At 69.8% G+C, this 25,701-nt stretch carries 26 protein-coding genes; 8 read left to right on the top strand and 18 right to left on the bottom strand.

Going from position 1 to position 25,701, the window contains the following annotated elements; translation table 11 throughout:
* Nucleotides 1–68: 68 nt before the first annotated feature.
* From ACIRPK_RS26730 to ACIRPK_RS26685, 10 genes are all read right to left on the bottom strand, one after another.
* Nucleotides 69–935: a hypothetical protein gene (locus ACIRPK_RS26730; protein WP_403042594.1), complete on the bottom strand. Its 867-nt coding sequence runs from the start codon at nucleotides 933–935 to the stop codon at nucleotides 69–71.
* Nucleotides 936–965: 30 nt separating this feature from the next.
* Nucleotides 966–1,736 (bottom strand): hypothetical protein, encoded by a 771-nt coding sequence (locus tag ACIRPK_RS26725; RefSeq protein ID WP_403042592.1) that lies wholly within the window; start codon nucleotides 1,734–1,736, stop codon nucleotides 966–968.
* Nucleotides 1,737–1,771: 35 nt separating this feature from the next.
* Nucleotides 1,772–2,089 carry a helix-turn-helix domain-containing protein gene (locus ACIRPK_RS26720; protein ID WP_403042590.1) on the bottom strand — a complete coding sequence of 106 codons (318 nt, stop codon included), beginning with the start codon at nucleotides 2,087–2,089 and terminating at the stop codon, nucleotides 1,772–1,774.
* Complete coding sequence (locus ACIRPK_RS26715; RefSeq protein ID WP_403042588.1) at nucleotides 2,086–2,361, bottom strand: hypothetical protein; 276 nt, start codon at nucleotides 2,359–2,361, stop codon at nucleotides 2,086–2,088. The genes ACIRPK_RS26720 and ACIRPK_RS26715 overlap by 4 nt, the downstream gene beginning before the upstream one ends.
* A 73-nt stretch (nucleotides 2,362–2,434) precedes the next feature.
* Nucleotides 2,435–4,915: a Helicase associated domain protein gene (locus tag ACIRPK_RS26710; RefSeq protein WP_403042586.1), complete on the bottom strand. Its 2,481-nt coding sequence runs from the start codon at nucleotides 4,913–4,915 to the stop codon at nucleotides 2,435–2,437.
* A 37-nt stretch (nucleotides 4,916–4,952) separates the two neighbouring features.
* Complete coding sequence (locus tag ACIRPK_RS26705) at nucleotides 4,953–5,672, bottom strand: hypothetical protein (RefSeq protein WP_403042584.1); 720 nt, start codon at nucleotides 5,670–5,672, stop codon at nucleotides 4,953–4,955.
* Nucleotides 5,673–5,786: 114 nt separating this feature from the next.
* Nucleotides 5,787–6,272, bottom strand: coding sequence for a hypothetical protein (locus ACIRPK_RS26700; RefSeq protein WP_403042581.1), 486 nt, complete (start codon nucleotides 6,270–6,272; stop codon nucleotides 5,787–5,789).
* A gap of 53 nt (nucleotides 6,273–6,325) precedes the next feature.
* Nucleotides 6,326–7,054: a helix-turn-helix domain containing protein gene (locus tag ACIRPK_RS26695; protein ID WP_403042579.1), complete on the bottom strand. Its 729-nt coding sequence runs from the start codon at nucleotides 7,052–7,054 to the stop codon at nucleotides 6,326–6,328.
* A 123-nt stretch (nucleotides 7,055–7,177) separates the two neighbouring features.
* Entirely contained in the window at nucleotides 7,178–9,391 is a 2,214-nt protein-coding gene (locus ACIRPK_RS26690; protein WP_403042577.1) for a hypothetical protein, read from the bottom strand.
* A gap of 210 nt (nucleotides 9,392–9,601) precedes the next feature.
* Entirely contained in the window at nucleotides 9,602–10,384 is a 783-nt protein-coding gene (locus ACIRPK_RS26685) for a hypothetical protein (protein WP_403042575.1), read from the bottom strand.
* Between the two features lie 194 nt (nucleotides 10,385–10,578).
* On the opposite strand from ACIRPK_RS26685, the gene ACIRPK_RS26680 reads away from it, so the two are divergent.
* On the top strand, nucleotides 10,579–11,166 hold the full coding sequence (locus tag ACIRPK_RS26680; protein WP_403042573.1) for a hypothetical protein: 588 nt from the start codon (nucleotides 10,579–10,581) through the stop codon (nucleotides 11,164–11,166).
* Nucleotides 11,167–11,321: 155 nt separating this feature from the next.
* Here ACIRPK_RS26680 and ACIRPK_RS26675 read toward each other — a convergent pair whose 3' ends face one another.
* The 4 genes from ACIRPK_RS26675 to ACIRPK_RS26660 form a co-directional block, all read right to left on the bottom strand.
* Nucleotides 11,322–11,828 carry a transcriptional regulator gene (locus tag ACIRPK_RS26675; protein ID WP_403042570.1) on the bottom strand — a complete coding sequence of 169 codons (507 nt, stop codon included), beginning with the start codon at nucleotides 11,826–11,828 and terminating at the stop codon, nucleotides 11,322–11,324.
* 91 nt (nucleotides 11,829–11,919) lie between these two features.
* Nucleotides 11,920–12,996: a hypothetical protein gene (locus ACIRPK_RS26670; protein WP_403042568.1), complete on the bottom strand. Its 1,077-nt coding sequence runs from the start codon at nucleotides 12,994–12,996 to the stop codon at nucleotides 11,920–11,922.
* 123 nt (nucleotides 12,997–13,119) lie between these two features.
* Nucleotides 13,120–13,548: an HIT family protein gene (locus ACIRPK_RS26665; protein ID WP_403042696.1), complete on the bottom strand. Its 429-nt coding sequence runs from the start codon at nucleotides 13,546–13,548 to the stop codon at nucleotides 13,120–13,122.
* Nucleotides 13,545–14,060 (bottom strand): hypothetical protein, encoded by a 516-nt coding sequence (locus ACIRPK_RS26660; protein WP_402878782.1) that lies wholly within the window; start codon nucleotides 14,058–14,060, stop codon nucleotides 13,545–13,547. The genes ACIRPK_RS26665 and ACIRPK_RS26660 overlap by 4 nt, the downstream gene beginning before the upstream one ends.
* A gap of 245 nt (nucleotides 14,061–14,305) precedes the next feature.
* Between ACIRPK_RS26660 and ACIRPK_RS26655 the strand changes: the two genes are divergently transcribed.
* The 4 genes from ACIRPK_RS26655 (at nucleotide 14,306) to ACIRPK_RS26640 (ending at nucleotide 19,974) form a co-directional block, all read left to right on the top strand.
* Nucleotides 14,306–15,739, top strand: coding sequence for a hypothetical protein (locus ACIRPK_RS26655; protein ID WP_403042566.1), 1,434 nt, complete (start codon nucleotides 14,306–14,308; stop codon nucleotides 15,737–15,739).
* Nucleotides 15,740–15,854: 115 nt separating this feature from the next.
* Complete coding sequence (locus ACIRPK_RS26650; protein WP_403042564.1) at nucleotides 15,855–17,669, top strand: hypothetical protein; 1,815 nt, start codon at nucleotides 15,855–15,857, stop codon at nucleotides 17,667–17,669.
* Complete coding sequence (locus tag ACIRPK_RS26645; RefSeq protein WP_403042562.1) at nucleotides 17,666–19,537, top strand: hypothetical protein; 1,872 nt, start codon at nucleotides 17,666–17,668, stop codon at nucleotides 19,535–19,537. The genes ACIRPK_RS26650 and ACIRPK_RS26645 overlap by 4 nt, the downstream gene beginning before the upstream one ends.
* Nucleotides 19,534–19,974 carry a hypothetical protein gene (locus ACIRPK_RS26640; protein WP_403042559.1) on the top strand — a complete coding sequence of 147 codons (441 nt, stop codon included), beginning with the start codon at nucleotides 19,534–19,536 and terminating at the stop codon, nucleotides 19,972–19,974. The genes ACIRPK_RS26645 and ACIRPK_RS26640 overlap by 4 nt, the downstream gene beginning before the upstream one ends.
* Nucleotides 19,975–19,986: 12 nt before the next feature.
* On the opposite strand, the gene ACIRPK_RS26635 is transcribed toward ACIRPK_RS26640, so the two are convergent.
* Nucleotides 19,987–20,805 carry a S1 RNA-binding domain-containing protein gene (locus ACIRPK_RS26635; RefSeq protein WP_402878822.1) on the bottom strand — a complete coding sequence of 273 codons (819 nt, stop codon included), beginning with the start codon at nucleotides 20,803–20,805 and terminating at the stop codon, nucleotides 19,987–19,989.
* Nucleotides 20,806–21,117: 312 nt separating this feature from the next.
* On the opposite strand from ACIRPK_RS26635, the gene ACIRPK_RS26630 reads away from it, so the two are divergent.
* On the top strand, nucleotides 21,118–21,849 hold the full coding sequence (locus ACIRPK_RS26630) for a hypothetical protein (RefSeq protein WP_403042556.1): 732 nt from the start codon (nucleotides 21,118–21,120) through the stop codon (nucleotides 21,847–21,849).
* Between the two features lie 46 nt (nucleotides 21,850–21,895).
* Here ACIRPK_RS26630 and ACIRPK_RS26625 read toward each other — a convergent pair whose 3' ends face one another.
* A complete protein-coding gene (locus ACIRPK_RS26625) occupies nucleotides 21,896–22,597 on the bottom strand; it encodes a hypothetical protein (RefSeq protein WP_403042554.1) in 702 nt (233 codons plus the stop codon).
* A gap of 238 nt (nucleotides 22,598–22,835) precedes the next feature.
* Here ACIRPK_RS26625 and ACIRPK_RS26620 point away from each other — a divergent pair, with 238 nt between their 5' ends.
* Nucleotides 22,836–23,597: an SMI1/KNR4 family protein gene (locus tag ACIRPK_RS26620; protein WP_403042551.1), complete on the top strand. Its 762-nt coding sequence runs from the start codon at nucleotides 22,836–22,838 to the stop codon at nucleotides 23,595–23,597.
* A 42-nt stretch (nucleotides 23,598–23,639) separates the two neighbouring features.
* On the opposite strand, the gene ACIRPK_RS26615 is transcribed toward ACIRPK_RS26620, so the two are convergent.
* Nucleotides 23,640–24,176, bottom strand: a complete 537-nt coding sequence (locus ACIRPK_RS26615; protein WP_403042548.1) for a DUF4240 domain-containing protein — start codon at nucleotides 24,174–24,176, stop codon at nucleotides 23,640–23,642.
* Between the two features lie 291 nt (nucleotides 24,177–24,467).
* Here ACIRPK_RS26615 and ACIRPK_RS26610 point away from each other — a divergent pair, with 291 nt between their 5' ends.
* Nucleotides 24,468–25,106 (top strand): hypothetical protein, encoded by a 639-nt coding sequence (locus ACIRPK_RS26610; protein WP_403042546.1) that lies wholly within the window; start codon nucleotides 24,468–24,470, stop codon nucleotides 25,104–25,106.
* Between the two features lie 206 nt (nucleotides 25,107–25,312).
* Here ACIRPK_RS26610 and ACIRPK_RS26605 read toward each other — a convergent pair whose 3' ends face one another.
* Entirely contained in the window at nucleotides 25,313–25,663 is a 351-nt protein-coding gene (locus ACIRPK_RS26605; RefSeq protein ID WP_403042544.1) for a helix-turn-helix domain-containing protein, read from the bottom strand.
* Between the last annotated feature and the right edge of the window lie 38 nt (nucleotides 25,664–25,701).

The following is a 25,701-nucleotide window of genomic DNA, read 5'->3' as shown; positions in this document are numbered from 1 at the left end:
CGGCGCCGCCGGCCACCGACGGTGGCTGAGCGTCGCCCCGCTCTGCTCCGTGCTCACTCGCGCCGCAGTCAGCAGCCGCAGCCGCAGTTCGCGCAGAACCCGCAGGCCTGGCAGCGTTCGCGTTCCAGGTCGCCGCACGGTTGGAACCGGTCGCTGCCGTCGGACTGCGGGTCTGGGCAGTAGCACTCGCAGCAGCTCCCGCACGCGCCGTGCGTGCGGTCCTCCCGCCGGCCGTCGACCACGATGGACGAGCGATCACCGCAGTCCCGGCACCGGCGCAGGCGCAGCTCGGGGACCGGCGGCCGGGCCGCGACGGCGACCGCCCAGGCGGTGAGCTTGGCGAAGTCGGCGTCGGTGAGCCCGGTCCGGTGGTCGACCTCGTGAAGGAGGACGGGCGCGGCGTGGGCGCCGGGCAGTGTCCGTTTGATCCAGTCCGTGAATCCGCCGGTGAGCCAGGCGAACGGACGGTCGGCGCCGACGCGGTGCAGACTCGCGGCGGCCAGGACGTCCTCGCCGCGCCAGTCGAGATCGAGCTCGGGATTCTCCAGGCTCCTTCCCGGGTCGTCCAGGCGGACGAAGAAGGTCTGCTCACGCAGGGGGATCAGAGCCGGGAGGCGGGTCAGGCCCAGGGCGGGCAGCAGCGCCTCGATCTCCTCGGGCCGCCACGGACCGGCAATCGCGAGGTCGACCGGCAGGGCCTCCAACCGGGCTCCGACGTGCGGGTTGAGGCGGACGAAGTGCCTGGTCGGTCGCGGCTGGACGAACACCGCCCAGTCTCGCCATGCCTGCGGGGTGACCTCACGGCTGGTGTAGCCGACGAGACCCGGGCCGACGTCGTACGGGGACAGGACTCCGTCGATGTCGAAGACCACCAGCGGGCGCACGGCGGCCGGGAGTGCCGATGCGGTGGACGACGTCGACGGTGCGGTGTTCACGTTGGACTCCGGGTTCGGGACGGTGGGAGGTCAGGGCCGCTCGGGCCGGCGGATGCCCCAGGCGGCAGCCAGGTCGAGCAGCAGGACGTCGGGCAGGCCGGTGTCTTCGAACGCCCCGATCAAGCTGACCGGTTCGGCGTGCAGGCGTTCCAGCACCGGCAGGAGTTCAGGCTGGCGGACGAGCTGGAACCGGCCTTCGGGCCGGTCGTAGCTGCTGCCGGGCCCGTAGTCCGCCAGCAGCTTCTCGATCCGCTCGCGGTGGGCGACGGTGAAGACGCGCAGACGGGTGCTGTACACGCTGGCGTTGTCGGCGATGGAGCCAGCCAGGGTGGTCAGGACCGTGGAGGTCAGCTCGGTGTCGAAGGGCTTCGCTCCGACGAACTCGGCGTACAGGGGCAGGGCTGCGTGCAGCAGCTCGCCGGCGGTGACGGCCTCGCGGTTCCAGGTGTACGGGGTGGCGTCGGCCAGCTGGGTGCCCCGGCCGCTGCTCCACTCGTAGATCAGGCCGCGGATCTCGTCGATCCGCGGGGAGAGCGTGGCGTACAGCTTGGCGTTGGCGTCGTTCCAGCCGCTCACGTAGTCCTCGCTCGGCTCGGGGCCCATGCCGAACTGGAGGTCGTTGAGGTGGTGGACGATGTCGAAGATGTCGGCCTCGAAGGCGGCCACAAGGGCCTGCGCGTCGCGGTCGCACTGGGCCCGGAAGACCAGCCAGAACAGCAGCGCGGTGCGGCTGTACAGGCCTTCGCCCCAGACTTCCGGCCAGGCCGCGGTCGAGGTGGTGGGTTCGGCGGTGTCGGTCACGGCGGCCTCCGATGCGGTGGCGATGGTGGTCAGGATTACCCGGTCCGGCGCCAGAGCAGGTAGCCGGCGTAGAGCTCGGCGGCCCGGCGGTCGGCCGGGTGGAGGCCGCTGAGCGCTGCGCCGTCCTGCGTATCGAGTAGGTGGTCCGCCGTGGTGCCCAGCAGGGTGGCGAGCCGCTTGAGCTCGATGGCCCCGACGCCTCGGCGGCCCTGCTCGATGTCACTGACGGACGGCCGGGGAATGCCCAGGGCCCGGGCGACCTGGGCCTGGGACAGGCCGCGGGTGCGGCGGGCCGCACGGATGCGACCCGCCACCTCCTCGCGTTCGGAGAGCTGGGTGCGGGAACCGGTCATCCGTCGCTCGCGCAGTCGTGGTTGGCCTCGACGTAGTCGCCGTCCTCGAAGTCCGTCGTCAGGGACCAGCCGCAGCCGCACTCCGCCCGGCCCTCCCAGGCGATCTCTCCGTCTCCCTCGTCGCAGTCGTGATCGGCGTCGACGATGGTGCCGTCGTCGAACACGCTGTCCCCGCCGTCCCTGCAGTCGTGGCATTCCCAGGTCGCATACCAGGTGACAGGGGGAGTTGCGGTCGTCTCAGCGGGACCGGGCGGTTCGCTGGTCGTCGTCATCGTGGTGTCTCCAGGTGGTCGGTACGGTCGGCGGCCGGCCGGGCGGCGGTGTGTTCGGACCTCAGCCGGCCGACTACCGGTCCTCGTCGGCCGGGGGCGCGGACGGGAGGGCGAGCGGGATGTGCGGCGCAGGATCGCCCGGGCCGGTCGGCAGGACTCCGAGGAAGCGCAGGACCAGGAGCTGCTGCGGGTTGAGCTGGTTGCCCTTGGCCGCGCTGACCTGGCGGGACTGCCATCGCCCGGGGCGGAAATCCGGGTCGTCGCCCAGTCCGGGCCGGTTGACCGGTCCGTCCACGGCGCCGCCGGCCGCGAGGTAGGCCGCGAAGCGGCGGCAGGAGCGGTTCCAGTCGGGGTCCTGGCGCCACAACGGGTCCAGGTCGTCCAGCTGGGCACGCTGAGCGTCGGTCAGCGCATCGGCACTCACCCGCTGGCGCCGCATCCACTGCCCGTCGCCGTAGCCGTCGGTGCGGTGGCCGACCGGCATGGCGAGGTGGCCGTGGCGGTGGTGAAAGCGCAGGGCGTAGGCGTAGCCGCGTTCCCAGGCGTTGGCGCGCTTGGACCAGATCATGCCGATGGCTTCGAGTTCGGATACCCAGGCCGGTCCGAGGGAACCGGCGGACTTCAGGTAGCGCTGCTGGTCGAGCCAGGTGATCAGCTCGCCGAACTGTTCCTTGTCGGTGACGTCCAGGTGGCCGTGCTCGGCGTAGAAGGCTGCCGCGATGCGGTACAGGCGTTCCCATTCCTGGGCCCGGGGGGAGAAGGCGCGCAGTTTCAGGGCACGGAGGATCTCCGACTCGTGGTCGGAGGCGTTGATCACCAGCCACTCCGGCAGTTCGTCCTCCTCCCACTCCTCGTCCAGCGGCTCCCCGGGGGCCTCGTCCGTGTCAGCGGCCGGCGGCGCCGGCGGTTCGCTGGCCGGGGTGGTGGCGCGCATCGCGGTCTTGCCCGGCCGGTGGGTGCGCAGGTCGGTGATGCGCCCGACCACCCGGGAGTCGACCGAGGACAGGGCCCTCAGGACCTGCAGGATCGTCCGGAAGACGGAGGCGTTGATGGCTTCCTCGGCCTCGGCCTGGACGGCCTGGCCCGCGTCGCTGACGACGCCCGGGTCGGCCGTGGGGAGGTCGTCGGCCTCGCTGCCGTCGGTCTCGGCGTCCGGGGTGGGCAGGTATACCGGGATGATGACGTAGGCCATCTTGCCCTGGTTCGGCCGCTGGCGGATGGCCCGGCCGAAGGCCTGCACGATGTCGATCTCGCTGGACTTGGGGTCGGCGAAGACGATGGCGTCCACGGCCTCGATGTCGATGCCTTCGCCCAGCAGGCGTGCGTTGCACAGGATGCCGCACTCCTCGCCGGTCTCGCCGGTGTGGGCGGCGAAGCGGCGGAACTTCGCCCGGCGCTCCTTCAGCGGGTCGTTGCCGGCGATGGCCGCAGTCCAGATGCGTTCGGGCCGGGCGTAGTCCGCCAGCGGGTCGCCGGCCTTCAGCCGCGCCTGGTCGACCAGGAGGTCGGCTGTCTCCAGCAGGGTGCCCGAGAACTTCCGGGCGGCACTGATGCGGGAGTGGAAGGTGATGACGCGCCGGAGCCCGAGGTCGGCGACGGCCCGCAGCACTGCGACCTGCAGGGCGAGCCGCTGGAGGTCCTCGTTGGTGCGCTGGGAGCGCAGGTCGGCGACCGCGGGCAGCATGAGCAGGTCGCGCAGGTCCTCGTCGGTGACGACGGGCACCAAGACCTTGTAGTCGGCGACCCAGCCCTCGGCCTGGGCCTGGGTGTAGGAGTAGCGGGCGACGACCCGGCCGAAGATCTGCTCGTCGTCCATCGAGAACAGCTTCGGGGCCCTTCCGATCACGAGATCGGTCAGGTCGTCGCCGCCGGAGCGTTGGCCGGCGATGCGCGGCGTGGCGGTGAAGTAGAGGCGGCGGGTGGCGGGGACCTGGGCGTCGTCGTGAACGGCAGCCCACGGCTTGTCCACGGCGCCAGCGGTGCGGTGGGCCTCGTCGATGACCACCAGGTCCCAGCTGGGCAGGCGGAAGTCCGCGTGTGCCTTCACCAGCCGGGCCAGCGAGGCGTAGGTGGCGTAGACGGTGACCGGTTGGCCGACAGCGGCGGAGGCGACGATGTCGGCGAGCTCGGCGGCGTCGGTGGTGACCTTGGCCTCGATGTGGCCGCCGGCCTCGGCACGCTCCAGAGCTTCCTCGCGCGAGCACGCCGCGACTGACAGGCCCCGGCGGCCGTGCCGGGTGCTCCAGGCGTTGGCCGTCTGCTCCAGCAGCTCGATCGTCGGGACGAGGACCAGGACACGGCCGCGCAGGGCCAGCCGACGGGCGCACTCCGCGGAGACGGCGGTCTTGCCGGAGCCGCAGGTCATCTCGACCGTGGCCCGGCCGCCGTCCTTGACCTCCCGCACCGTGTCCGTGGTGATGAGCTTCTGGTAGTCCCGCAACTCGGTGATGACGACCCGGGGCGGCGCCTTGGGACGGCGGGGGCGCGGCGGCGCGGCGGTGATCTCGTGCGCCCACTGGTCGGAAGGCGGCGTGCCGGTGGCGGACTGGTCCACGGTCAGGTGCTCCTGTAGATGGTTGCGGACTGCGGGTTCAGTAGTCGTCCTCGTCCTGCGGCAAGTTGGGGTCGGCCTCGTGGTCGAGGTCGTGGTTCTTCCAGGGGTCGAATCCACCCGGGAGCGAGGCCGGGCGGAGCTCGCCGCAGCCGGTGCCCCCGATGCCGCACAGGGTGAGACGGTCGGGGTGCTCGGTAGCTCCGCGGGCGTAGCGGTTACGCACCGCCGTGGCCTTGACTTCGAGACGCTGCCCGATGCGCTCCCAGGAGGGGGCGGGGCGGCTCGCGTCACGCAGGGCGAGGACGAGTTCGTCGGCGAGCGCGTCGAGGTTCTTCTGGACGGTGGAGACGTCCGCGAGCAGCGCGAGGAGAGCGTCGGCGCGCTGGTCCTCGGGAACCGGGTACATCCGGTCCTTGACCAGGGCCAGGTGTTCGCGGGCCTGCAGTGCGGACTGGACGAGCTGTGCGGTGGCGCGACCCTCGGGGACCAGGGTGCTGTTCCAGGTGATGGTGCTCTTCTGCGTGCCGGTTGTGGCTCGGCGGTACCGGGCCAGCGCGTCGGTGCAGTGCCGGCACAAGCCGTGGTGGGTGTCGGCGGAGTCGGTGTCGACGTCCAGGTGGTCGCCGGTTGCTCCCCGGATCGGGAGCTGGCAGAGGGTCCTCTGAGGTGTGAGTCCCAGGTGGAGGTCGGTGGGCTCGTGGTTCTCGAAGGATGAGGTCAGGGGCCCTTTGACGTAGGGCAGGCGAGTGGGAAGCACAGCGGAACCCCTTTGCTAACCATGGCTGGCGACCTGCTAAAGATAGCAAGATGTCAGCCCGCTGGGCAACTCACTGTCACCCACAGGGGACTCAGCGCGACGGCAGTTCCGCTCTCAGTCGAGGACATCGGGACCGAGAGTCCAGCCGGTCACCTGCAGGAATGTTCCGTCGTCCGGCAGCCCCAGCTCCCGATGCGCGCGGTCGCTGATCTCCTTGTAGGCGTCGTAGCGGGACACCGGACTGTCGAGGGTGCCCGAGAAGGTGCGGTGGGTCGGCTCCGTCGTGGGTGGACTACCGGGCAGCTCGGTTCGGAAGGTGATGGTGTAGTGCCAGCTGGTCCCCGGCGGGGCGAGGGAGGTGAGGTCGTCCCGGTCGAGGGTCCAGAACTGAACGCTCGGCCGGATCGTGGCGGGCATCCCCAGGTCCGTGATCAGGTTTCCGCGGCAGAATTCGTAGATGGCCTTGTAGGCGTCGCTGCGGCTTGTGTAGCCGCTGACGCGGCTGTAGACGGTGGTGGACTGGTCCTCGATGATCAGTGCGAGCGGCCGCCGGACCCGGTAGGTGAGCGCCATGGTGAAGAACCACATGCCGTTGGTCATCTCTCCATCGGGGGCAGGGTTGTCTGCGAGGTCGGTCGAATCGGGATCGTGGGTCACCGTCGGCCGCCCTTGCGCTTGTTGGGGCGCGGCACCCATCCCCTGACCTGGAGCCACAGGATTTCAGCGCCCGGCCGAGCCCGGCCGGTCTCCACCAGCCAGGCCAACACCGCGGCGGTGACGTCACCGCGCTGGTCGGCCACGCGCCGGGACCACTCGCGGGCGTCGAACCCGCCGGTGACGGTGGAGCCGTAGCTGCGCTCCTCGGTGCCGTCGGCTCGCGGGACGACGCCGCGGCGCAGGCCCGGGGAGTCCTTCCGTGATCCGGCGGAGTGGACGAACTCGTCGGACTTCATGCGGACGGTGACCGCGACCCGGCCGTTGACCTTGGCGGTCTCGTGAATGACATCCGCCAGGTGCGAGGCCCCGGACAGAATGGCCTGACGCCCGGCGGTGCCGGTGCTCGACTTCCCGAGCTCACCGACGATGTTCTTACCGCGCACCCGGGCCTTCTGGCCGCTTCGGGTGCGCCGGTCGGTGATGTTCTGCTGGGCGATCGCGGCCAGGGCGTCCAGGTCGCGCTCGCCGCCACGCACAGCACGCAACACCTGCTGCAGGGCGCCGATGTAGGCCTTCCCCTTGCCGCCGCCCTTGGTGAAGATCTGGGAGATGGTCGAGGCGTCACGGCCGATCATCCCGGCGACTTGGGAGCGGTTGTAGCCGAGGTCGATCAGGTCCTTGGCAAGGCGGCCGGCCTCGTTCAGCGGCGGCGGGTTGGCGGGCATCGGCTCTTCCTCAACGGTGATGGTGCGGGCGGTGGGTGGACGGCATGGTGCCGGGCAACCGGGGGGTGGCCGGGCCCGGGCCCGCCGCGAAGGCGGTCGGCCCGGGCCCGGCGGCGGGTGTCGTCAGGCAGCCTGCTGGGCCAGGTGGGCCCGGCCTCGGTCGCGCAGGACCAGCAGTTCCTCGACCGTGGTCGGTGTGGGGACCGGCCCGGGCAGGATCCCCTTGAGCAGGTAGTCGCCGGGCACACCGCGCGAGGGCCAGCCCGGGTCCTGGGTGAGGTAGATCGCGTCGGTCCGGAAGGCGACCACCGTGCCGGGCGGCACGTGGAGTGCCCCGACCGTGGCAAGTGTTTCGTCCTTCTCCTTCATCACCAGCTCCTCCAGAGCTGCGCGTGCTGCTCCCCAGACCCCGGCGGACCAGTTCGGGTGGGGGTCGCTCGCCGTGTGGCTGAGGTGCTGCCAGGTGATGCCGTTCGCGTCCTGGGTCAGGATCTCCACGCCGTCCGGAACCGGCTGGCCGGGGGCGGTGAAGCCGGAGTTCAGCGTCGGACCCTGCGCGAAGGCGCCGATCCCGTACAGCAGAATCGAACGGATCCCCCGAGAGGCCAGGTGGTACGCCTGGCGAAGGCGCGGATCGTTGTTGAGCTGCGCCTGCGCCGCCAGCCCCGCCCACGTCGCCTTCAACTTCTCCGCCCACTCCTTCAGCGGCGATCCCGACTTCCACACCAGCCCGTCGAGGACCTCGACGTGCCACTGGCGGGCGCGCGCGATGACCACCTCCGGGCCGCTGGCCCAGGTGGTGAAGGTCGTACCGGGCCGCGCCGGGTAGTCCCAGGACCGCTCCCCGGGAACCGGTGCGGGCAGCAGGCCGATGTGCTGCCACCCGGACGGGACGGTGACCTTGATGTTCCAGTGCGAGGGGGCCATCAACGCGTTGTCCTGCTCCTGCTCGGAGAGCGCGGCGAAGGCCGCCCGGGTGAGCCGGGACGGAGCCCCGACACCGCTCTTCCAGGTGTGCTTGGCGTACGCGAAGATTCGGTCGTACTCGATCAGCGAGGGCAGCACCGCCGGAACCCGGGGCGGCAGGATCAGCTCGGTGCGGCCCTGGCCGGCCGTCGCGTGCATCAGCTCGCGCAGCTCCGTGCTCATCACCGGATAGCCGTTCTCCCAGATCCCCCTCCTCGGAAGCGTGTGCCGCCACAGGTCCAACGCGGTCGCCGACGGGAACCCGAGGAGAACCTGCTTCTCCCATCCCTTGTTCGCACGGATCGCCTCGTACATGAACAGGAAGGCCTGGCGAACGACGGCCACGTCGGCCCCGCCGGTGTCGAACCACTGCCCCGCCGACAGGATCTCGACGCTCATGTCCTCGGGCTGGGCGTTCACCCGGACGTAGCGGCCTACGGGGTGGCGCTCGTGGACGAAGTGGCCCGCCGTTGTGTCCCGCCCACGGCCGACGGCCGTGGTCCAACGCGGGGAGGGAGTGTTCAGCCACCAGGTCACCGCGCTGGTCAGCGTCGGGAAGCGCTCGGCGCCGAGGTGCCAGGGCGCACCGTTCGTGACGTAGATCCGTCGGGTGCCCGGGGCTGCGGCCTGCACGGCATCGAGGATCTCACCGGGCGTACGGGCGCCGAGCTGGACCCGGACGGTCTGCCCCTTGAGCGTCATCTCGCCGGTTGCGGCGTCCAGGAAGACCATGCTGCGCAGGCTGTGGTTGAACACCGCGCGCTCGGAGAGCAGGTGGGGATCGAGGCGGGTGAACGCTGCTCCCTGGGAGCCGGCCGGGATCGTCGGCAGCTCACGGAAGACGAGTACGGTGTCGGCCGGCGCCGGGTGCTCGGGGGACTCGGCGGTCGGGGGCTCTTCGACAGGCAGAGCCTGCGGCTCGGGGACCTGGAGCTCGTCGCCGGGTTCCGGGGCGGCGGCCGCCTCGGGGGTGCCGGCGTCGCGGTCGAGGGCCGGAGGAACGGCGACTACCTCCGCCGCAACGGCGGGTGCCGCTTCCTCGGCAGCGGGCCGCGACGGCTCGGGCTGCGGGGTGACCGCCGGGGACGGCTCGGGCTGCGCGGGTGGGGCGGAACGCAGTTCGGCGGGAGTGGGGTCCAGCAGGGGGGCGATCTCGACGACTTCGCCGACCGACATGCCTGCGGCCTTCGCGATCGCGTCCGCCTTCGCGCCCTCGAATGCGGCGGCGGTCTGCATCACCTTGCGGGCCCGCTGGTCGCGCAGCTTGTCTCGTGCGGCGGATGCGGCAGCCACGGTCTTCTCGGCGGCGGCGAGTTCGGCGCGCAGGTCGCGCAGGTCGGCGAGTCCCTTGTTGTAGTCCTGGCGTCCCATCACTCCCCCTCCTTGTTGATGGTGTTGCTGGTGCCGCGCTCGGCGGTCGAGGTCCGCAGGCCGGCCGGGGCCGAATCGGAGTGCATGGTCACGGAACAAGTCTCCTGTAAATCCACTTTACATGTCAAGTGGCTTTACACTTGCGGCTGAATGGGTCGCCTTCTTTGACTCCACCGGCGCCCGGACATGGCTCGGGCGCCGGTGACTGCATCAGCGGCTGTCGCCCTGTCCTGCCAGGGCGACGGTCTCGGCGGCCAGGCGGCGCCGGTGCCCGGTCGCCTGCTCCAGGTTCGCCCGGAGGCGGGCGGCCTCGGCAGCCGGGTCGATGGTCAGGGGTTCGATCGCGGGATGCCCGGCTGCCAGGATCTGCTGGTACGCGGCCTGCTGGTGCAGGTGCTCCTGCCGGAAGGGCACGCCGGCCGCGCCAGCCGCCCTGTCCTCCCACATGTCGATGGCGATCCGGGCGTCGTCGACGGTCACCACGTAGTCGTGGTGCGCGGCGAGCCAGTTCGCCGCGGTCTTCAGCGCTTCCCAGCGGACCTCGACCAGGTGCAGTGCCCGGTCGCGCTCCTCGCGGGCGACCCGCTCCTCCTGGAGCCGGGGACGCAGGGAGTTGTAGTCGCGCAAGGCGTCCATCAGGCCGATCAGGCGGCCAGCCTCGTCGCCGCTGCTGTCGCCCGGGTGCTCCTGCATGTGGCGGTAGACGGTCTCCTGGAACAGCTTGGCCTCCTGGCCGTCCAGGTTGAGTCCAGTGAAGCCTTCCAGAATCACGGGGCTGAGCATGGTGTTCTCCTTGGCGGGGCGGTGGTCAGGGTCGATGCCCTGGGACCGCAGGTCGGCGTAGACCGTGGGCCGGCTGACGCGGGCGGCCTCGGAGAGCGCGGAGACGTTGGTCTCTCCCGCGTCCCAGGCGGCGGCGATCAGTGCGGCCCGGCGGCCGGGTGCGGACCAGGTCCTCAGCTCGGTCAGAGCCTTGTCGAGTTGCGTGCTCACAGGAACGAGCATGCTGTAAATCTGGTTGACATGGCAAGCTGCTTTACAGTTTTGGTCGCATGTCGCCCGTCCTGAGGGCGAAAGCTCGACCATCCTCGGGCGGCCGTGGTCCGGCATCCGGGGATACGACGTCGCCCCGACGACCCTGGCCGTACGTGCAGGTCGAGTGGTACGTGGCAGATCGAGGGGGAACGGTGGCTCAGAACATCGGACTGCGGGGAATGGGCACGGAGGAGAACAAGGGATCCACCATGCTGGCCGCCTCGCTGGCGGGGTCGGTTGCCCTGCTCGCCGGCGTCGGTTCATTCTCCTTCGTCCTTGACTCGCGGCTCTGGCACAACCACCGAGCCGCAGCGATGGCGGTGCAGGCCGGAGCGGCACTCCTGGCCGCAGGAGTGTCCTTTCCCCTCGCGTGGTGGCTGCTGCGCCGGTTCAACGTGCGCTGGTGGCACGTCGCCGTCGCGCTGGCCGGGATGCTCGCCCTGACGGCAGCTGCACCGAGCACCTCCGCGTACGTCTTCCCGGAGCCGATGGACCGCTATCACCGCGAGCTCGGCGGGCCGGGCAAGTGCCTGAATCTGAGCCCGTACGCCTCCGATGACGCCTTCCCCCGGGCAGCCCAGGTGACCTACACCGGGCAGGCGCCAGGCCGGATGACCGTCACGCCGCTGGACCGCGGCATCCCGCCGCTGGTGCTCGACCACGCTCGGCGCGGTGGAACAGAGCTCCTGACAGCCGCCGACCCCGCCTCGGCCGAGATCCTGCGCTTCTACGGCTGCTGATGCGGGGCCGGCCGGAGGCTTCTGCTCTGCTTCCGGCCGACCCTGCGGGATCGTATTGGTGCCCGCCGGCACCGTGCCGCCCCGGGGTCTTCTCGGTCAGTGCTGCGGCGGGTTGTCTGCGAGGGCGCACCTGACAGGGGAGGGGGCGGCGGTCATCAGACGGTGGCCGTGATGACGGAGGCGACCAGCAGCCAGAAGACGTGGAATGCCTGGTCCAGGCTGTATGCGCCGGTGCCAAGGGTCGGCGCGTACTTGCCTTCGGTGGTGATGGGGTGCTCCGGGTGAGCGGGCGTGCCGAGCGTGTAGAACTCGGTTTTGTCGGTGACCTTGGCGAGCCAGGCGAGGGTCGAGCGGCGGTCCGCCCACCAGTGGGTGCCGGCGTCGACGGCCAGGGCGACGGTCGCGCCGAGCACGGTGATCTGCAGGTCGAGCAGAAGCGCGACCGGGACCAGCAGCGCCAACTTGGTGGCGGTCAGGGTGGCGACGTGTTTGGAGCAGGCCCAACGGCCGGCGCAGCCCCGCAGGCCCTTCTCTGCGGCCTGGCAGGACGTCTGCACCCAGTGGTCGCCGATCTGGTGGGCGGTGTAGAGCGCGACGAAGACGGCGGCCATGGTGGTGGCGGCGTCGTGCGGGGTGACAGCGTGTGCGGTGTGGTGCAGCATGGCGGTACTCCTGTCCATTGATCAGGTCTGATCGGGTCGTGGAGTCCGGGGCGGCCGCCGTCCGGCCAAGGAATCGCGGCCGCCCCGGGAATCAGCGCCGCGAGAGGGTGGTGTCCTTCACGGCCATTTCCTGCTTGTGGGTCTCGCCCCACTGCGCCGCCTTGAGGGTGTCGACCGTGCGGCCCTCGGAGGTCCAGCCGCAGGTGCAGGTGGTGCCGACCCGGCCGTCCTTGGCGGCGATCTCGACGACCTGGGTGACGTGGGCCGGCAGCGGCACGTGGAAGGCCGGGTTGGCGGCGTCCTCCTCGGTGTGGTCGCCGCCCTGGGTTCCGCCCATGAGGGCCCATCGCTCCCAGCCGCCGGGGAACTCCTTGACGATCTTCTCGCGCCGCTTCTGGGCGGTCTTGGTGGGCACGCCCATCGCGACGGCCAGGTCGGTGACGGTGCCGCCCATCCCGGCGTGGGTGCGAACGGCGGCGTCCGTGATGCCCCTGATGCGCGGCTCCAGCCGGTGCACCAGGTGGACGAAGACCCAGTACCAGTCGTCCGGCCCGGCGGGGCGGGCGCCCCCCTCGGCGCGCGGGTTGACGCCTGTGCGCAGCATGACCAGGCCCCACAGGGCCGTGTCCATCCAGTCCGCGAACTGCTGGGCCTCGAAGCCGACGTGCTTGGCCTCCTCCGGGTGGAGGTCGATGGTGTAGGACCAGCCGTCGCGGATGTCCGGGTGCGGCTCGGCCGGCTGCGCGGCCCAGGTCTCCCAATCGCCGGCCGGGTGCTTGAGGACCTTGTCCTGGCGTGCCTGGGCGGTGGAGCGGGCGGTGTCCATGGCGCGTGCGAGGTGTCCGATGCTGCCTCCGGAGGTGTGGTGGGCGCGGATCGCCGCTGCGGTGATGCCGGTCAGCAGGGTGGTGCGGGCGGTCTCCAGGTGGCTGATCAGACCGGGCCAGTCGTCGGCGGTGATGGGCTGGACCTGGTCCTCGCTCTCGTCGAGCCGGTGGTCCTTGCCGGTGCGCAGCACGCTCAGGCCCCACAGGGCGGTGTGGAGGAGGTTCGCGAGTTCGTCGGCGTCGGCGGGGCCGACGGTGAGGGCTTCTTTGTAGGGGAGGTTGAAGGTGATGTCGAGGCCGCCGCGCTGGGCGTCGGGTCCGGTGGTGAAGTGCAGGGGCATGGGGGTTCCCTCCCGAAAGTGGAGAACTTCTCGTACGCCTAACTGTACGTAAAGTTCTCCACTTTGGGAAGAGCCTCTGACGTGCAACTCTGCTGCACCACCACTGAACTGACGGCACGTCGGCTACTCGACGCGGCAGCCGCATCCGGACGACCGGAGTTCATCCGGCCCTCCCGGGTCGCTCCAAGGCATCAGCAGGCCGTCGGCGGCGGAGCGAGGCAGGACGTGGATGTGCAGGTGGAAGACGGTCTGGGTGGCCAGCGCCCCGGCGCTGCTGATCGCGTTGCAGGGCGGGACGGCAAGCTCGGCGGCCCGGCGCATCACCAACGCGCTGATGTCGGGGTCCGACGTGAAGTCCGTGGCGTGCCGCACGGGGATCACCAGCAGGTGCCCCGGCGTGACCGGTCCGAGGGGATGCAGGGCCAGTGCGTCGGGCCAGCGCCGGACGACCCGCGCCGGGGCCCTGCCGGCCACGATGAGGCAGAAGACGCACTCGCCCGGCCGGTCGCGCGGGGCCGCCGCCGGGGGCGGCCAGGTGCGGTGCCGGCTCAGGGCTGGATGACCGGGCGTCGAACGTCCAGGTGCTCGACGTCGAGGGTGAAGCCGTGCCGGAGCCAGAGCTGGTGGGCGATCTCCTCAGCCATCGCGACGGAGCGGTGGCGGCCGCCGACGCAGCCGACCGCGACCCTGACCATCCGCATCTTGCGGTTGGCCACGTCACGCAGCAGGTTGGCGGCGAAGGCGACCGCCGCGTCGATGCTGCCGACGGCACCAGGGGTGTCCAGGACGTGCTGGAGCACCTCGTCGTCCAGGCCCGTCATCTCCCGCATCCTCGGGTCGGTGTGCGGGTTGCGGTAGTGGACGGTGGCGTCCACGCACAGGTCCGCGCGCGGAACGTGCCGGCAGTCGGGCCGGGCGCACCGGTCCTCGCGGCCGCCGGCCAGCGGGCGGTGGCCGTAGCCGAACGACGTGACGACTCCGCGGATCACCTGGTCGTGCCCGTAGCGGGCTTCGGTGCCCTCGGGGTTGAGGGCCAAGCGGGCGCGAGAGGCGAGGATACTCATGGTCGTGTACTGCCCTTCGTGTCTTGGGGATCGCTGCGGCCGCCGGGATCCGGCGGTTCGAGCGGGGATGGCTCCATTTCACCGTGCGCCGACCGGCCAGGGAAGGGCACTTGGCGGGTTTCCCGTTTCATCTCTCCATAGCTTGCAGATGTCTCACTGCAACGAGTGGTTTGATCTCTGATCTCTAGCTCGTTCGCACGCAGCCCTGTTCTTCTCTCTTCTGGTTGATGTTCCAGGGAGGGAAGTTGGACCTGTACTTCGTGAAGCGTTCTCTCGTCGAGCGGTACGGCGAGGGGCTGCCCGACGCGGCGTCGGGGGCGGTGGCGTTGCTGGACCACCGGGTGATCCCGGATGGGATGCCGGTGGTCCTGGGCGCGGACATGCGCCCAGTGGAGCCACTGTTCTCCTGGTTTCGGTATCTGGCGTATCTCGGGCGGGAGCCGGACACGATGCGCTCGTACGCGTACGTCGCCCTGCGGCTGGCCGACTATCTCGCGACGCGGGACCGGGATCTGTTCTCAGTGGGTGAGGGTGATCTGCTGGCCTACCGGCGCCAGCGGCTGGAGTTGCAGCCGGTCCCGATCGACCAGGTGACGTGGGACCGGGAGGCATCGACGATCAACGGTCTGTTCCGTTGGATGACCGAGGTCGGCTTGCTGCGGCGGGGGCCGCTGCGCATGCCGAAGGCTTACGGCACCGGGCTGCTCCATGGGTTGCAGGTGCGGCACCTGTCACTGGATCAGTACTTGTTCCTCCGCGATGTCGGCCTGGGCGGGCAGCGCCCCGACGGAGAAGTCGATGTCGCCTTCCGGGGCGGCTTCCCGCATCGCAACCGGGCGGCGGCAGAACTGGCACTGATGACGGGCATGCGCAAGCGGGAGTGGTCGACGGTGCTGCTGCCCGAGTTGGCCCGTCGGCCGGGCGGGCCGGCGGACTTCACTCTGCAGGCATGCGCGAAGTTCGGCCGCCGCCGGGAGGCGCATGTCCCGGCGGCGCCGCTGGACCTGGTCGATACCTACGCGTTGCTGGAGCGGGCGGAGATCGTCGAGAAGGCGGCTTGCCGGCTTGCCCGCCAGCACCGCGAGTTGTTCGTCGTCGACTCCGTCGACCAGGGCCGCGGGCGCCTTTCGGGAGTTCTCGGTGGCCGGCGCCGGACCTTCACCATGGCCGCCATGCCGGCTGGGTTGCGGCAGATCACGGTGCGCGAGTGCCCCGGCGGCCTGGAGGCGATGGCGGTCTTCCTTGGCCAGGGCGGGCTGATGCTCAGCGCCTCGTCCTGGGACCGGATCCGGCGTCACGCCTGGGAGCGGATGATCGCCTTCGCCGAGCACGGGCAGGCACCCGTGCTGCCCCGCAAGCCATGGCGCTTCCACGACCTACGCCACACCTTCGCCCTGCGGCTTTTGAAGCACCTGACCGAAGTGCTGATCGAACGCGAACTGCGGCGGGCCGACCGGCGGCCGCTGGTCACTCTGGCCGAACACATCTCGATGAACCCGTTGCTGGTCGTGCAGCGGGCCCTCGGCCATGCGAGTCCCCGCACGACCTACGAGTACCTCGCCTACCTGGAGGACCCGATGAACTACATCGACGAGGCGTTTCGCGCCTGGGCAGACAGCGACGGCGCCTCCTACGCCGACATCGCGATCCAGCTCCTGGACGGCGAGCGCATTGCCTAGGCGGCTGGAGCGGACAAGGGACTTCGGCGAAGAGCCGGCCACCGAGCACCCTCGGCAACTGGGCGGGCTCTGGCAGTGGGATCTGACGGACACCCGTGGTCACCAGAGACGCCTGGTGCTGGACACCACGGGATTCGCCTGCCGCCGGCTGGCCGACGAGCTGGCCACCGAGCTGGCCGACTACATCGAGCTGAAACAGCCTCACCACACAGGGGTGGGCGTCTACCGCAGCGCGATCCTGGCGTTGTGCGCCTTCGTGGACCAGACGGCCGGCCAGCGAGCCGGCGCGTGCTCCCTGGCCCAGGTGGAGCCGGACGTCAGCGCCTGCATCCGGGCCTGGTGGCAGACCTTGCCCGAACAGTACGAGGAGGGATCGAGATCACCCTATGCGGTGGGAGCGTCCCTGCGGGCGCTGATCCGCTTCCGCGGCCAGCACCCTGAACGCCAACTAGCCCCTGCCGTCCAGCGGTTGGCAACGAACCCGGTCCCACTGTCGAGCGGAGGGAGAAAGGAGCTGGAGGAGTTCACCCGGGAGGAGAAGCGTCGGCTGGTGCGGGCAGCCTGGGCCGACATCCGCAGCCTCAAGAAGCGGCTGGAGCGGGGACGCGAGCTGATCGCATGCGGCACCGATCCCCGATCTGGGGGCTGGCTGGACCCGGCCAACCTAGTGTTCGGCTTGTCCGAAGCACTGGTGTCGCCAGCCGAGATCTGGGCAAACCTGCCCCCGCAGAGCCAGTGGCCGCAGGCCCTGATGGAGGCCCTTCCGGACGTCGGGAGGAGTCTCACCGAGACCCAGGTCGCGTTCCAGCTGACCGTCGAGCTGACCTCCCTGATCTATCCGAGCAACCTCGACCTGCAGTCGTTCCGGGTGCTGCTGGTCGCCGCGACCGGACACGCCCCGGAAGAAGTCACCTACCTGACCGAGGACGAGACCGAGTTCGTCCCCGGCGGAGTACGCCTGCGGCTGGTCAAGCGCCGCGCGCACAAGGTCCGCTTCCGAGAATTCCGGGACCCCCAGAGGGAGGGGACCGAGGTGATGCATCCGGACCGCACCGGACTGAACACCTCGGAGATCCTTCGGGAGCTGATGGACGTGACGGCCGGCGCCCGGTGCCGCAGTCGCGCCAAGTCGCCCTACCTGTTCACCAGGGCAGAGGTCGTCAAGGAGGCGAACGCGTTCCGCCAGCAGGGAGAGCTGGTCATCCGGCCCTTCGACGCAGAGGGACCAGGGGGCGTCTTCGGGGCGTGGGTACGCCACAGCGGCGTGACCCTCGCAGGGAAGATCGACATCCGCCGGCTGAGGAAGAGCACGAAGGTCGAGAAGGTCATCGCCTTCCGAGGTGTGGTCAGCGACGCCGCCGACGACCACACCGAGCAGGTCTTCTGGGGCCACTACGCACACGGAACCACCCTGCGGGTCATGGCGGGACACACCATCACCAAGGCCCAGCAGACCTGGCTGGCACGAGCCCTGGAAGGACCGGTGGTGCTGGACAGCGAATCAGCCCCGCGGCTCGACGACCCAGAGGTCCTCGACGGCCTCGGGATCAGCGCCGACGAGGCCGAAGAGATCCGGCAAGGAGAACTGGACATGGGCGTCAGCAGCTGCCGCAACCCCTACGACTCCCCCTACAGCCCGGCTGGAGAACTCTGCGCGGTCGCCCCGTTGCGCTGCCTAGAGTGCCGCAACGCATTCATCCTGCCTTCGAACCTCCCCCAACTCCTGCTCTTCTCAGACCACTTGGAGAGACTGGCGGCCCGGCTGGACCCCCGGGTCTTCCACCAGACCTGGGGGCAGAGCCGCGCGAACCTGCGGGCGGTGCTGGCCGACGCCTCTCCCACTGACCTTGAGCAGGCCCGCCGACAGGTCGCCGACCAGGACCTTCGACTGCAGCTGCCGCTCTCATCACACGTGGAGTTCGACTCATGACCTCAGCCTTCGGATGCGAGTTCCCCCATGCCGGGCCGCCTCCTGAGTCGAAGCTGTTCCACCCCGATGAGCCGGTTTTCCGCGGGCGGCCGCTGCTGGCCGGCGTCGATGTTCCAACGTTCGGTCGCACCGATCGGTGGCCGTTCGCCGCCGTCCGACGCCCCGCGAATACCTCCCCCGGGCACTGGGTCGCCGTCTTCACTTCGTTCCCCGACAGCTGGAACCTGCGCACCCGGGAACTGCTCATGGCGCTGCTTAACCCGCAGCACCCCGCGCTGATCAACATCGGAGCCGAACTGAGCCGCGCTCCGGTGGACCTCAAAACGGTGCAGAGGCTGCTCTCCGGGCTGCGGACCCTGATCGGCTGGGCCCACCAGGACGGCCTGAGCCCCCACCCGGCCCGGTGGACGGCCGGCGACATGCACCGCTTCATCGCCGACAAGCGACAGATGCGGTCCCCGGCAGCGGTCCGCCACTACGTCGAGGCCGTTCGGCTGTTGCACGGCCTGTCCCCGGCCCTGACCGGCGGCGGCCTGGCACCGGACCCGTGGCCAGGGCGGTCACGGCGGGCCATCGCCAAGGACACGCGCGACACCAGCGAACTCACCACCCCGAACATCCGCCCCGAAGCCTGGTTCCCGCTGGTCAAAGCCGCCTGGACCTACATCGACACGTTCTCGGCGGACATCATCCGAGCCCGCGACGTTCTCCTTCAGCCGGACCACCCAGCTCCTGCCAGCCGCATCGGTGAACTCGCGGTGGTGGGCCGCCCAGACGGGTCCCGAGGGCCCTGGCACCGCCGACTGGAAGCGCGCGGGCTGGAGCACGAGTGTCGCGCTCTGCGGGGCGCCTGCTACATCTTCGTGGCGGCGCTCTCGATGATGCGTGACAGTGAAATCCGAGAGATCGCCCGAGGCGGCTGCGTCGCGGAGTTCTACGGCGCCCCGGCGGTCGTCTCCCGCAAGCGCAAGCAGGACCCGGGCCGGCCGCTGGAGCACTGGTGGATCACAGATCCGGTCGCGCGGGCAATTGTGGTTGCCGAGGAGCTCGCCCTCCACCCCGAGCTGGTCTTCGCCGATCCCGGCCTACCCGACGTCGCTGACCGGTTCACCCACAGCCAGGACCTCATCGACCAGTTCATCCAGCATGTCAACGCCCACCGTGAGAACACAGGACTGGCGGAGATCCCCCAGGACCACATCTCGCCACACCAGTTCCGCAAGACCATGTCGATGCTGGTCGGCACGGAGCCCGGCACGGAGATCGCCCTGGGCCTACAGCTCAAGCACGCGGCGGTGCGAGCGCTGGCCAACCGCTCCACCCAGGGCTACGCGGCCTCCGATTCCCGCTGGGCTCGCCTGCTGGACACCGCGATCGACGCGGCCCGCTTCACACGCCTGCGTGACCTTTACGACCAGCACCACGAGGGGCAGACGATCGGCTACGGCCCCGGCGCCGAGAAGCTCACCGAGACCTTCGACGCCGTGAGGAAGGCGGCCGTCGAGGCGAACCGCAGCGCGAAGACCGGTGATAAGCGCATCGAATATGACCTGCTGCACAAAGCCCGGATCTCCCTGCGCTTCGGCAAGCTCAACCACTGCACCTTCGACCAGACCAACCCAGCCGGCGCGAAATGCGTCGAAGAAGCGATCACTCCCCCCGGCCACACCGGCCCGCTGATCGACCGCTGCCAGCCAGGCCGCTGCACCAACAGCGTCATCACTCCCGAGCACCTCAAGATCTGGCGGAGCGAGGAGACCAGCCTGCTCACCCTTCTGGACACGCCCAAGATCGCCCCCTGCCGCCGCGACCAACTCAACCAACAGCTCAACGACGTCCGCTCCGTCACCCGAAGGGCCGACAAATGACCGGACCGACTCTCGTCACCCCCAACACGGACCACGTCTCCGCCCGGGCCGCCAAGGCCCTCCGCGCCGCCATGGAGCGACTCCTCGCAGGCCGCCCCACCCGCACCGACGGACGACTGATGAAGGAGAACCTCTACAAGGAGGCCGACGTTAGCCGAGCCACGATGAACCGGGCGCACGGCATCCTCGCTGAGTGGGACCAACGCACGGCCGCCAGCGGCGCCCGCACCCCTGGCGAGGCACGCAGGGAAGACGAACTCCAGTTGCTCCGGATCGAGTTGAAGTCGCTGAAGCGTCAACGCAGTCAGCTCCAGTGCCGACTCGATGCTGCGGCCACCGTCATCGCCGCGCTCCACCTCGACAACCAGGCCCTGCGGGAACACCTCGAATCACGGACCGACAGCGTCGTGGCCCTCGACGCTGCCCGCCAGCAGTAGTCCGCTGTCGGCCTACAACCCCTCCGCAGCAGGCGTCAGCCTGACGCGATGCCTTTCCAGGTCGACTTCGGCGATCCTCACAAGGATCTCGTCGCCCTCTTGGACGACCTCTTCGGGAGACACGATCGGCTTGTCGGAAAGATCAGAGATGTGCACGAGACCCTCGATCCCCTCGGCAACGCGTACGAAGACGCCGAAGGGGATCAGCTTGGTGATGCGGCCGGATACCACCTCGCCCGCCCGATCGGCGAACCGGATGAACGGGTCTTCCTGAAGGGCCTTCAGCGAAAGGGACACCTGTCCGCGCCGGGTCTCGGCGATGAAGACTTTCGCTGTGACTCGCTGGCCCACCTCGACAACGTCCGAAGGGTGATTGATGTGTGACCAGGTCAGCTCAGGTCCCCGGATGAAGCCGGTGCAGTGGCCGGCCGGCTCGCCGTCGAGATGGACGAATACCCCGAAATTATGGACGCTCTCCACCGTCCCGGTCACAACCGAACCCCGCTGGATACCCACGAGAAAGTTCCGCAGAGCCCGGTCCTCACATGCCTGGGCCGAGAGCATGACGCGCTCGTTGCGCCAGTCGACGCCGATCACCTCGACCTCGACCTCCTGCCCGACCTGGAAGGCGTCCGACGGGTCCTCCGTCCGCTTCCAGGACAGTTCACCCCGCAGGACACGCCCCACCGAGTGATGCGGCGCCGGGGTCGCCTCAAGGTCTACGACGGCCTCGTGCCCGTCGAAGCCGGTCACCGTTCCGATTCTGACCTCGCCCTGCTGGAGGGTCCGGAAGAAGGCGTGGAGTGTCTCAGTCAGTTGGGGATCGGTCACAGCGCCGACCCTATGCCGTCCCGTCCCTCTCGCCCAGTGCCAACCAGGGCCCCTGTCTCATGAGACACGGCAACGGTGGAGAACGTTTCCTCTTAATCGGACGACCACCATCCGTGGGGGACAGGGCAGTTGGGGTTCGCGCGACGCCCGTCAGTCCTCGGTCCTGCGCGCCGCCTCCTCCTTTCGGCGCGGCGGTTCCAGCGTTCGCCGGTGCTGGGACAAACGGACTGGCTAGCGTGATCACTGAGTGAGTTATGTCTGCGGCGAAGGGATCGCGCTGTGTCCGAGGTTGTTCTGCCTGTCCTGTCGCGATTGACCCCGGTTCGGGATGATCACGCGTGGTACTTCCCCAACATCAACGGGTACCGCACCCACGTACGGCTACGGGTCTGGCCGACGAAGGACGGCAGCTTCCTGGTGATCGCCACGGACCTGATGCTCGGCGCGGGCCTGATCAACTCGGCGGAGAGCCTGGTGCGTGCCGCGGTGCGCAAGTTCGGCCCGGACGTCACCGTGGTCCGGCACTTCCCGGCCTGGACGATGGGGGCGGAGGAGAGCGACGAGTTCGACGTCCTGCCGTTGGACGAAAAGGGTGTCGCCCAGCCGCGCTCGTGCACCAGGGAGATCCTGGAGCTGCTGGGCGTGAGCGTGGTCGGCTTCCCCGGCGATGCCTGGCCCCGGCCGGCCGATGCCGACACTGCCGGAGTGCCGCCGCAGAGCGTCCACCTGGCCCGGGTGGTGGCTGCCGGCCTGCGGCTGACCGAGAAGCGCATCGTCGAGCGCGACGGCCCCCGGCCGACGAAGTACGCACCGGCGGCAGCCAAGGACCTGGAACCGCTGAGCCAGCTGATGCTCACGACGGCCGGACTGCGGCACCTGACGCACGCCGTGGACGGCATCGTGCTGGAGGCGATCGACACCGCGGATGGCCTGAAGCGGCAGAAGCGCAAGGAGCGGATCATCGAGGCGCTGTTCGAGCAGGTCGCGAAGCTGTCCGAGCTGTGCGACGAAGAGGCCGGCGCCGGCCACCGCGAGCGGCGGTGAGCCAATCCGGAGCGCCGGAGGCTCGGGCTGGGGTCTCGGCGGGCGTTCAGCGCCGCGTCGAGGCCCACGGGTCGTCCGCCCCGGATACGCCGAGGCCGACGTGGTGCTGTCCGTCGTGGACGCCCTGACCGGCGCCGTCGCGCACGCTCTCGTCCGGGTCGGGATCGGCGCGGAAGCCGCGGTCGCACTCGTCCGGCTCCTGGTGGACGATGACGCCGTCCTCGTAGTCGTAGGTCATGACGATCCCGTCGCCGCCGCAGCCGCCGGGGCAGTCCCAGGCGTGGGGGCCGCGAAGCAGCCGCTCGTGGTAGGTGGCCCGCAGCCAGGTCCGGGCGGTCTCCTGCGGAACGGCGCCGATGCCGTCCAGGCGCCGCAGTTCGTTGGCGGCGCGGGCGCACTGGGCGGCGCTGTGGATGTCGCCCTGGCTCTGGAGGGCCACGACGTCCAGCGCGACGCCGCGCGCCAACAGGTAGGAGTACTCGTGCTGGCGCAGCCGGTCCGGAGCGACGATGCCGGGGGTACGGCGGTCGGCGGCGATGGCCTGCTGCCAGAGGTGGTACTCGGTCGCCGAGTCGAGCATGAGCGTGCCGACGGCCGGGAGGTCGGAGTAGGCGTGGCGGACGGCGGAGGCGGCGAGCGCCTCGGTGACCGGGTCGCTCTCCGGGTGGTAGCGGACGGCGGTGGCCTCCTGGCCGTGGCCCGGGACCTCGATGGCGATCGGCTTGCGGGCCTTGGCGAGTTCACGCACCGAGTAGCTGACCTGGCGGTCGTCCGGGTGTTCACGAGTGGGGCTGACCAGGGCCCGCAGGGGGCAGCCTAAGATCGCTTCCCGAATGGAGAGTGATCGCTTCCCGAAAACCGAGTCGCTGGTGGCCGGGGCGCCAGGCCAGACTCAGTTCGCTGGTGGCACGCAAAGGTGTGCTGCAGGCCGAAAGCTCACACGGCCAGAGCAGTGACCAGTGACGAGCAAGACGCGGAGGTGGCAGGTGACGGAGTCAGAGGTGGATTGGCCGGGCGTGCGTGAGCAGGTTCTGGGCCTACGGGCAGCACCGTTCCGGGAGAAGGTCTTCGGTGCCGAACGGGGGTTCGGGCATGAGTTCCAGTTGGAGCCGCCTCTCAGTGAGGCCGAGGTGACGGCAGCCGAGGAAGAGCTCGGGATCTCCTTCCCCTCGGCCTATCGCACCTTCCTGCTGGAGGTGGGTGCGGGCGGAGCCGGACCGCACTACGGACTCTTCGTCCTGCGACACGACGAGCGGGGGTGGCACTGGGCCGACGAGTACGGGCATCGCACTGACAACGCCCTTTTGGACCGGCCGTTCCCGTCCGTGGAAGAGCGGGCCCGCTGGGAAGCGGAGTACGACGCCCGCGAACCCGACCGGGAGAGCTTTCCTGACGAGCGGTCGTATCTCGCGGCGTTCCGCGACTGGGACGACGAGTGGGACACGCTCAGCGCAGAGATGACCGCAGGGGCGATACCTCTCAGCCATCAGGGCTGCGGTGGGTATACCTGGCTCGTCGTCACGGGGCCGGAGCGTGACACCCTGTGGTCGGTTTCCCGGGCGAACGAATACCCCACCGAACCGCTCTCAGCCGGAGCGAACCGTGTCAACTTCCGCGACTGGTACCTGAGCTGGCTGACCAAGGCGGCCTTCCAGGCACACGGAGGTGCCCCTGGCGGACGCCGCCTGCGCCCTGTCGTAGCGGGTGCGAGCGGCTCCAGCCGACTTGCACGGTGGTTCGGGAGGTGACGGCGTTGACGATCGTCTCCGGTGCGCGATGTGAGCTTCTGATCAATACGCGTAGAGCGCTGCCAGGCGGGGCAGCCGTCGGCGCAACTCGTCGCCGTCGTCGAAGTCGAAGTTCCAGTCCGGATCCAGAGCCGAGTAGTTGATGGTGAGGCCGTCGTGGGGGAGTTCCTCCCCGGTGGCTCTCTGGTGGGCGTCCCAGGCGATGACCAGGGCTTCTTCGCACTCGATGTCGATCCCGTCCGCGGCGAAGGCGCGTACGGCGGGAAGTTCGGCGAGCGCGTCGGGGTCGGCGATGACGCGCTCGAACGTTGCCCGGCCCTGTGTGATCAGCCAGCCTCGGAAGTAGTCGAAGAGGTCGTCGGAGCATCCGCCGTTGATCATGTAGGCGGCGCCCCAGAGAGGGGCACTGTACGAGTCGGCCATCAGGTCCCACAGGGTCTGCTCGGCGGCGACGATCTCCTGCGGCGGGCGGAGCGCAAGAAGTGCGGTCGCCTGTTCAGCGACCGCTGTGCCCCTGTCCGGGGCAGGCACCCGTGTGCGGGCCTCGTCGATCAGCTGCCAGAACTGCTGGGTATCCATGGCCGCTGAGCATGCCACCAGACTCTGACACGGCGGGTCGTCATCAGGCTCACCTTGGCAGTTCTCCTGGCTTCTCTTGGCGGCCAGGGGCGGCAACCCTGTGTTCATCGGAGCCCCGATCCGCTCATCCGGTGCCTGACGATGGATCACCGAATGCCGCCTTCTGATGGAAGCTGCTCATATCAGCCCATGTCGGGAAGCTTCGCTCAATGTCCTGGCTTCTGGCCCTACTCTGGGCTGGGTTCTGGTTGCCAGAACCCCTGGATCACCGGCGAGGATCAGGAGCTGGCGATGGCGACGCTGTTCGAGCGGCTGGACGTGCAAGAAGGCGTCGCGCGTGGCGAGTTGGAAGCACTGCACGCGGAGATGGCCGTGCTGCGGGAGAAGATCACGGTCACCGAGGAGCGCCTGGCCCGGCTGACGATCACTCGGGAGACGATCCAGTCCCTTCCTGAGGACTCCCCCTACGAGGAAGCCAGCACCACGGTGGACGCCATGGAGGAGGCCGGACTGATTCCGGGGCAGCGGCCCGCTGCCAGGCCCGAGCCCGCGGAGCTTCACCCCGAACCGCAACCGGCCCCGGCGTCTCAGCCCCGGCAGAAGCCCAAAGCGAAGGCGAAGCCGAGTCGTCCGGCACGGACACCGTCGGTCGGGATCCACCTGGACGAGGCCGTCGACCGGATGCTGCTCTTCCTCACGACAGCAGGCCGGGAGATGAAGGTGCGCGACATCGCGGTGGCGATCGGCGAGACCCCCTCCGACCGGCGGATCGAGACCACCCGGTCGCGACTGAAGACCCTCGCGAAGCACGGCAAGGTCGTCGAAGGCCACCCCGGCTGGTTCCGGATCGCACCGGGACCTCTCGCCCTGGAACCCGCCACGGCCGGGATGGTCGAGCACGTCAACGGCGGGGCGGTCGCGATGAGGTGACCGGATTCGCCGGCCGCCCGTGCGGGCCGGCGTCACAAGCGGGTGCCGTCGAGGGATCAGCTCGACGGCACCCAGGTTGCGTGAGCTCCCAACAAGGTGCCTTCCGCATGTCCGAGCGTAGTTGAGGTGTCACGGGCTCGCGGCGGGAGGCGCGATTTCAGCTTGCCCTGGTCGCGAATGCTCATGCGGCCGGGCGGAATCGAGACTCAATGCTCTCCGTCTCGCTCAACTCCGATACCAATCGGCCAAAGCCTCGTGCTGGTGAACGCTTCGAGGCGGGCGACGGTCGCCACGTCCGGCCAGGACCGGCCGGCCAGCAGATCGGCGATCACCTGCCGGTTCACACCGGAGCCGGCGGCGGCCTGACGGAGGCTCAGCCGCCGCTCGGCCAGCGCCCGGGCGAGGCGGCCGGCGATGACCCGCACGGCCTCGGCTCCGACATCGGCGCTGGCCAGATGGGGCCAGGCTTCCGGATCCTCGGTCAGATCCCGAGGGGGGCGCACGCGGGCGCTTCCGCCGACCATCTCCGCACCATCCTGTCCGTTGAAGTGGATCAATCTCCTGACGGCTGCTTGACCAGCCGGTATTCGTGGAC

This window comes from Kitasatospora sp. NPDC101801, assembly GCF_044766665.1.
In the GTDB taxonomy this organism is placed as follows: Bacteria; Actinomycetota; Actinomycetes; order Streptomycetales; family Streptomycetaceae; genus Kitasatospora.
The sequence above is the reverse complement of the archived record's forward strand: the minus strand, read 5'-3'. Positions and strand labels throughout refer to the sequence as shown.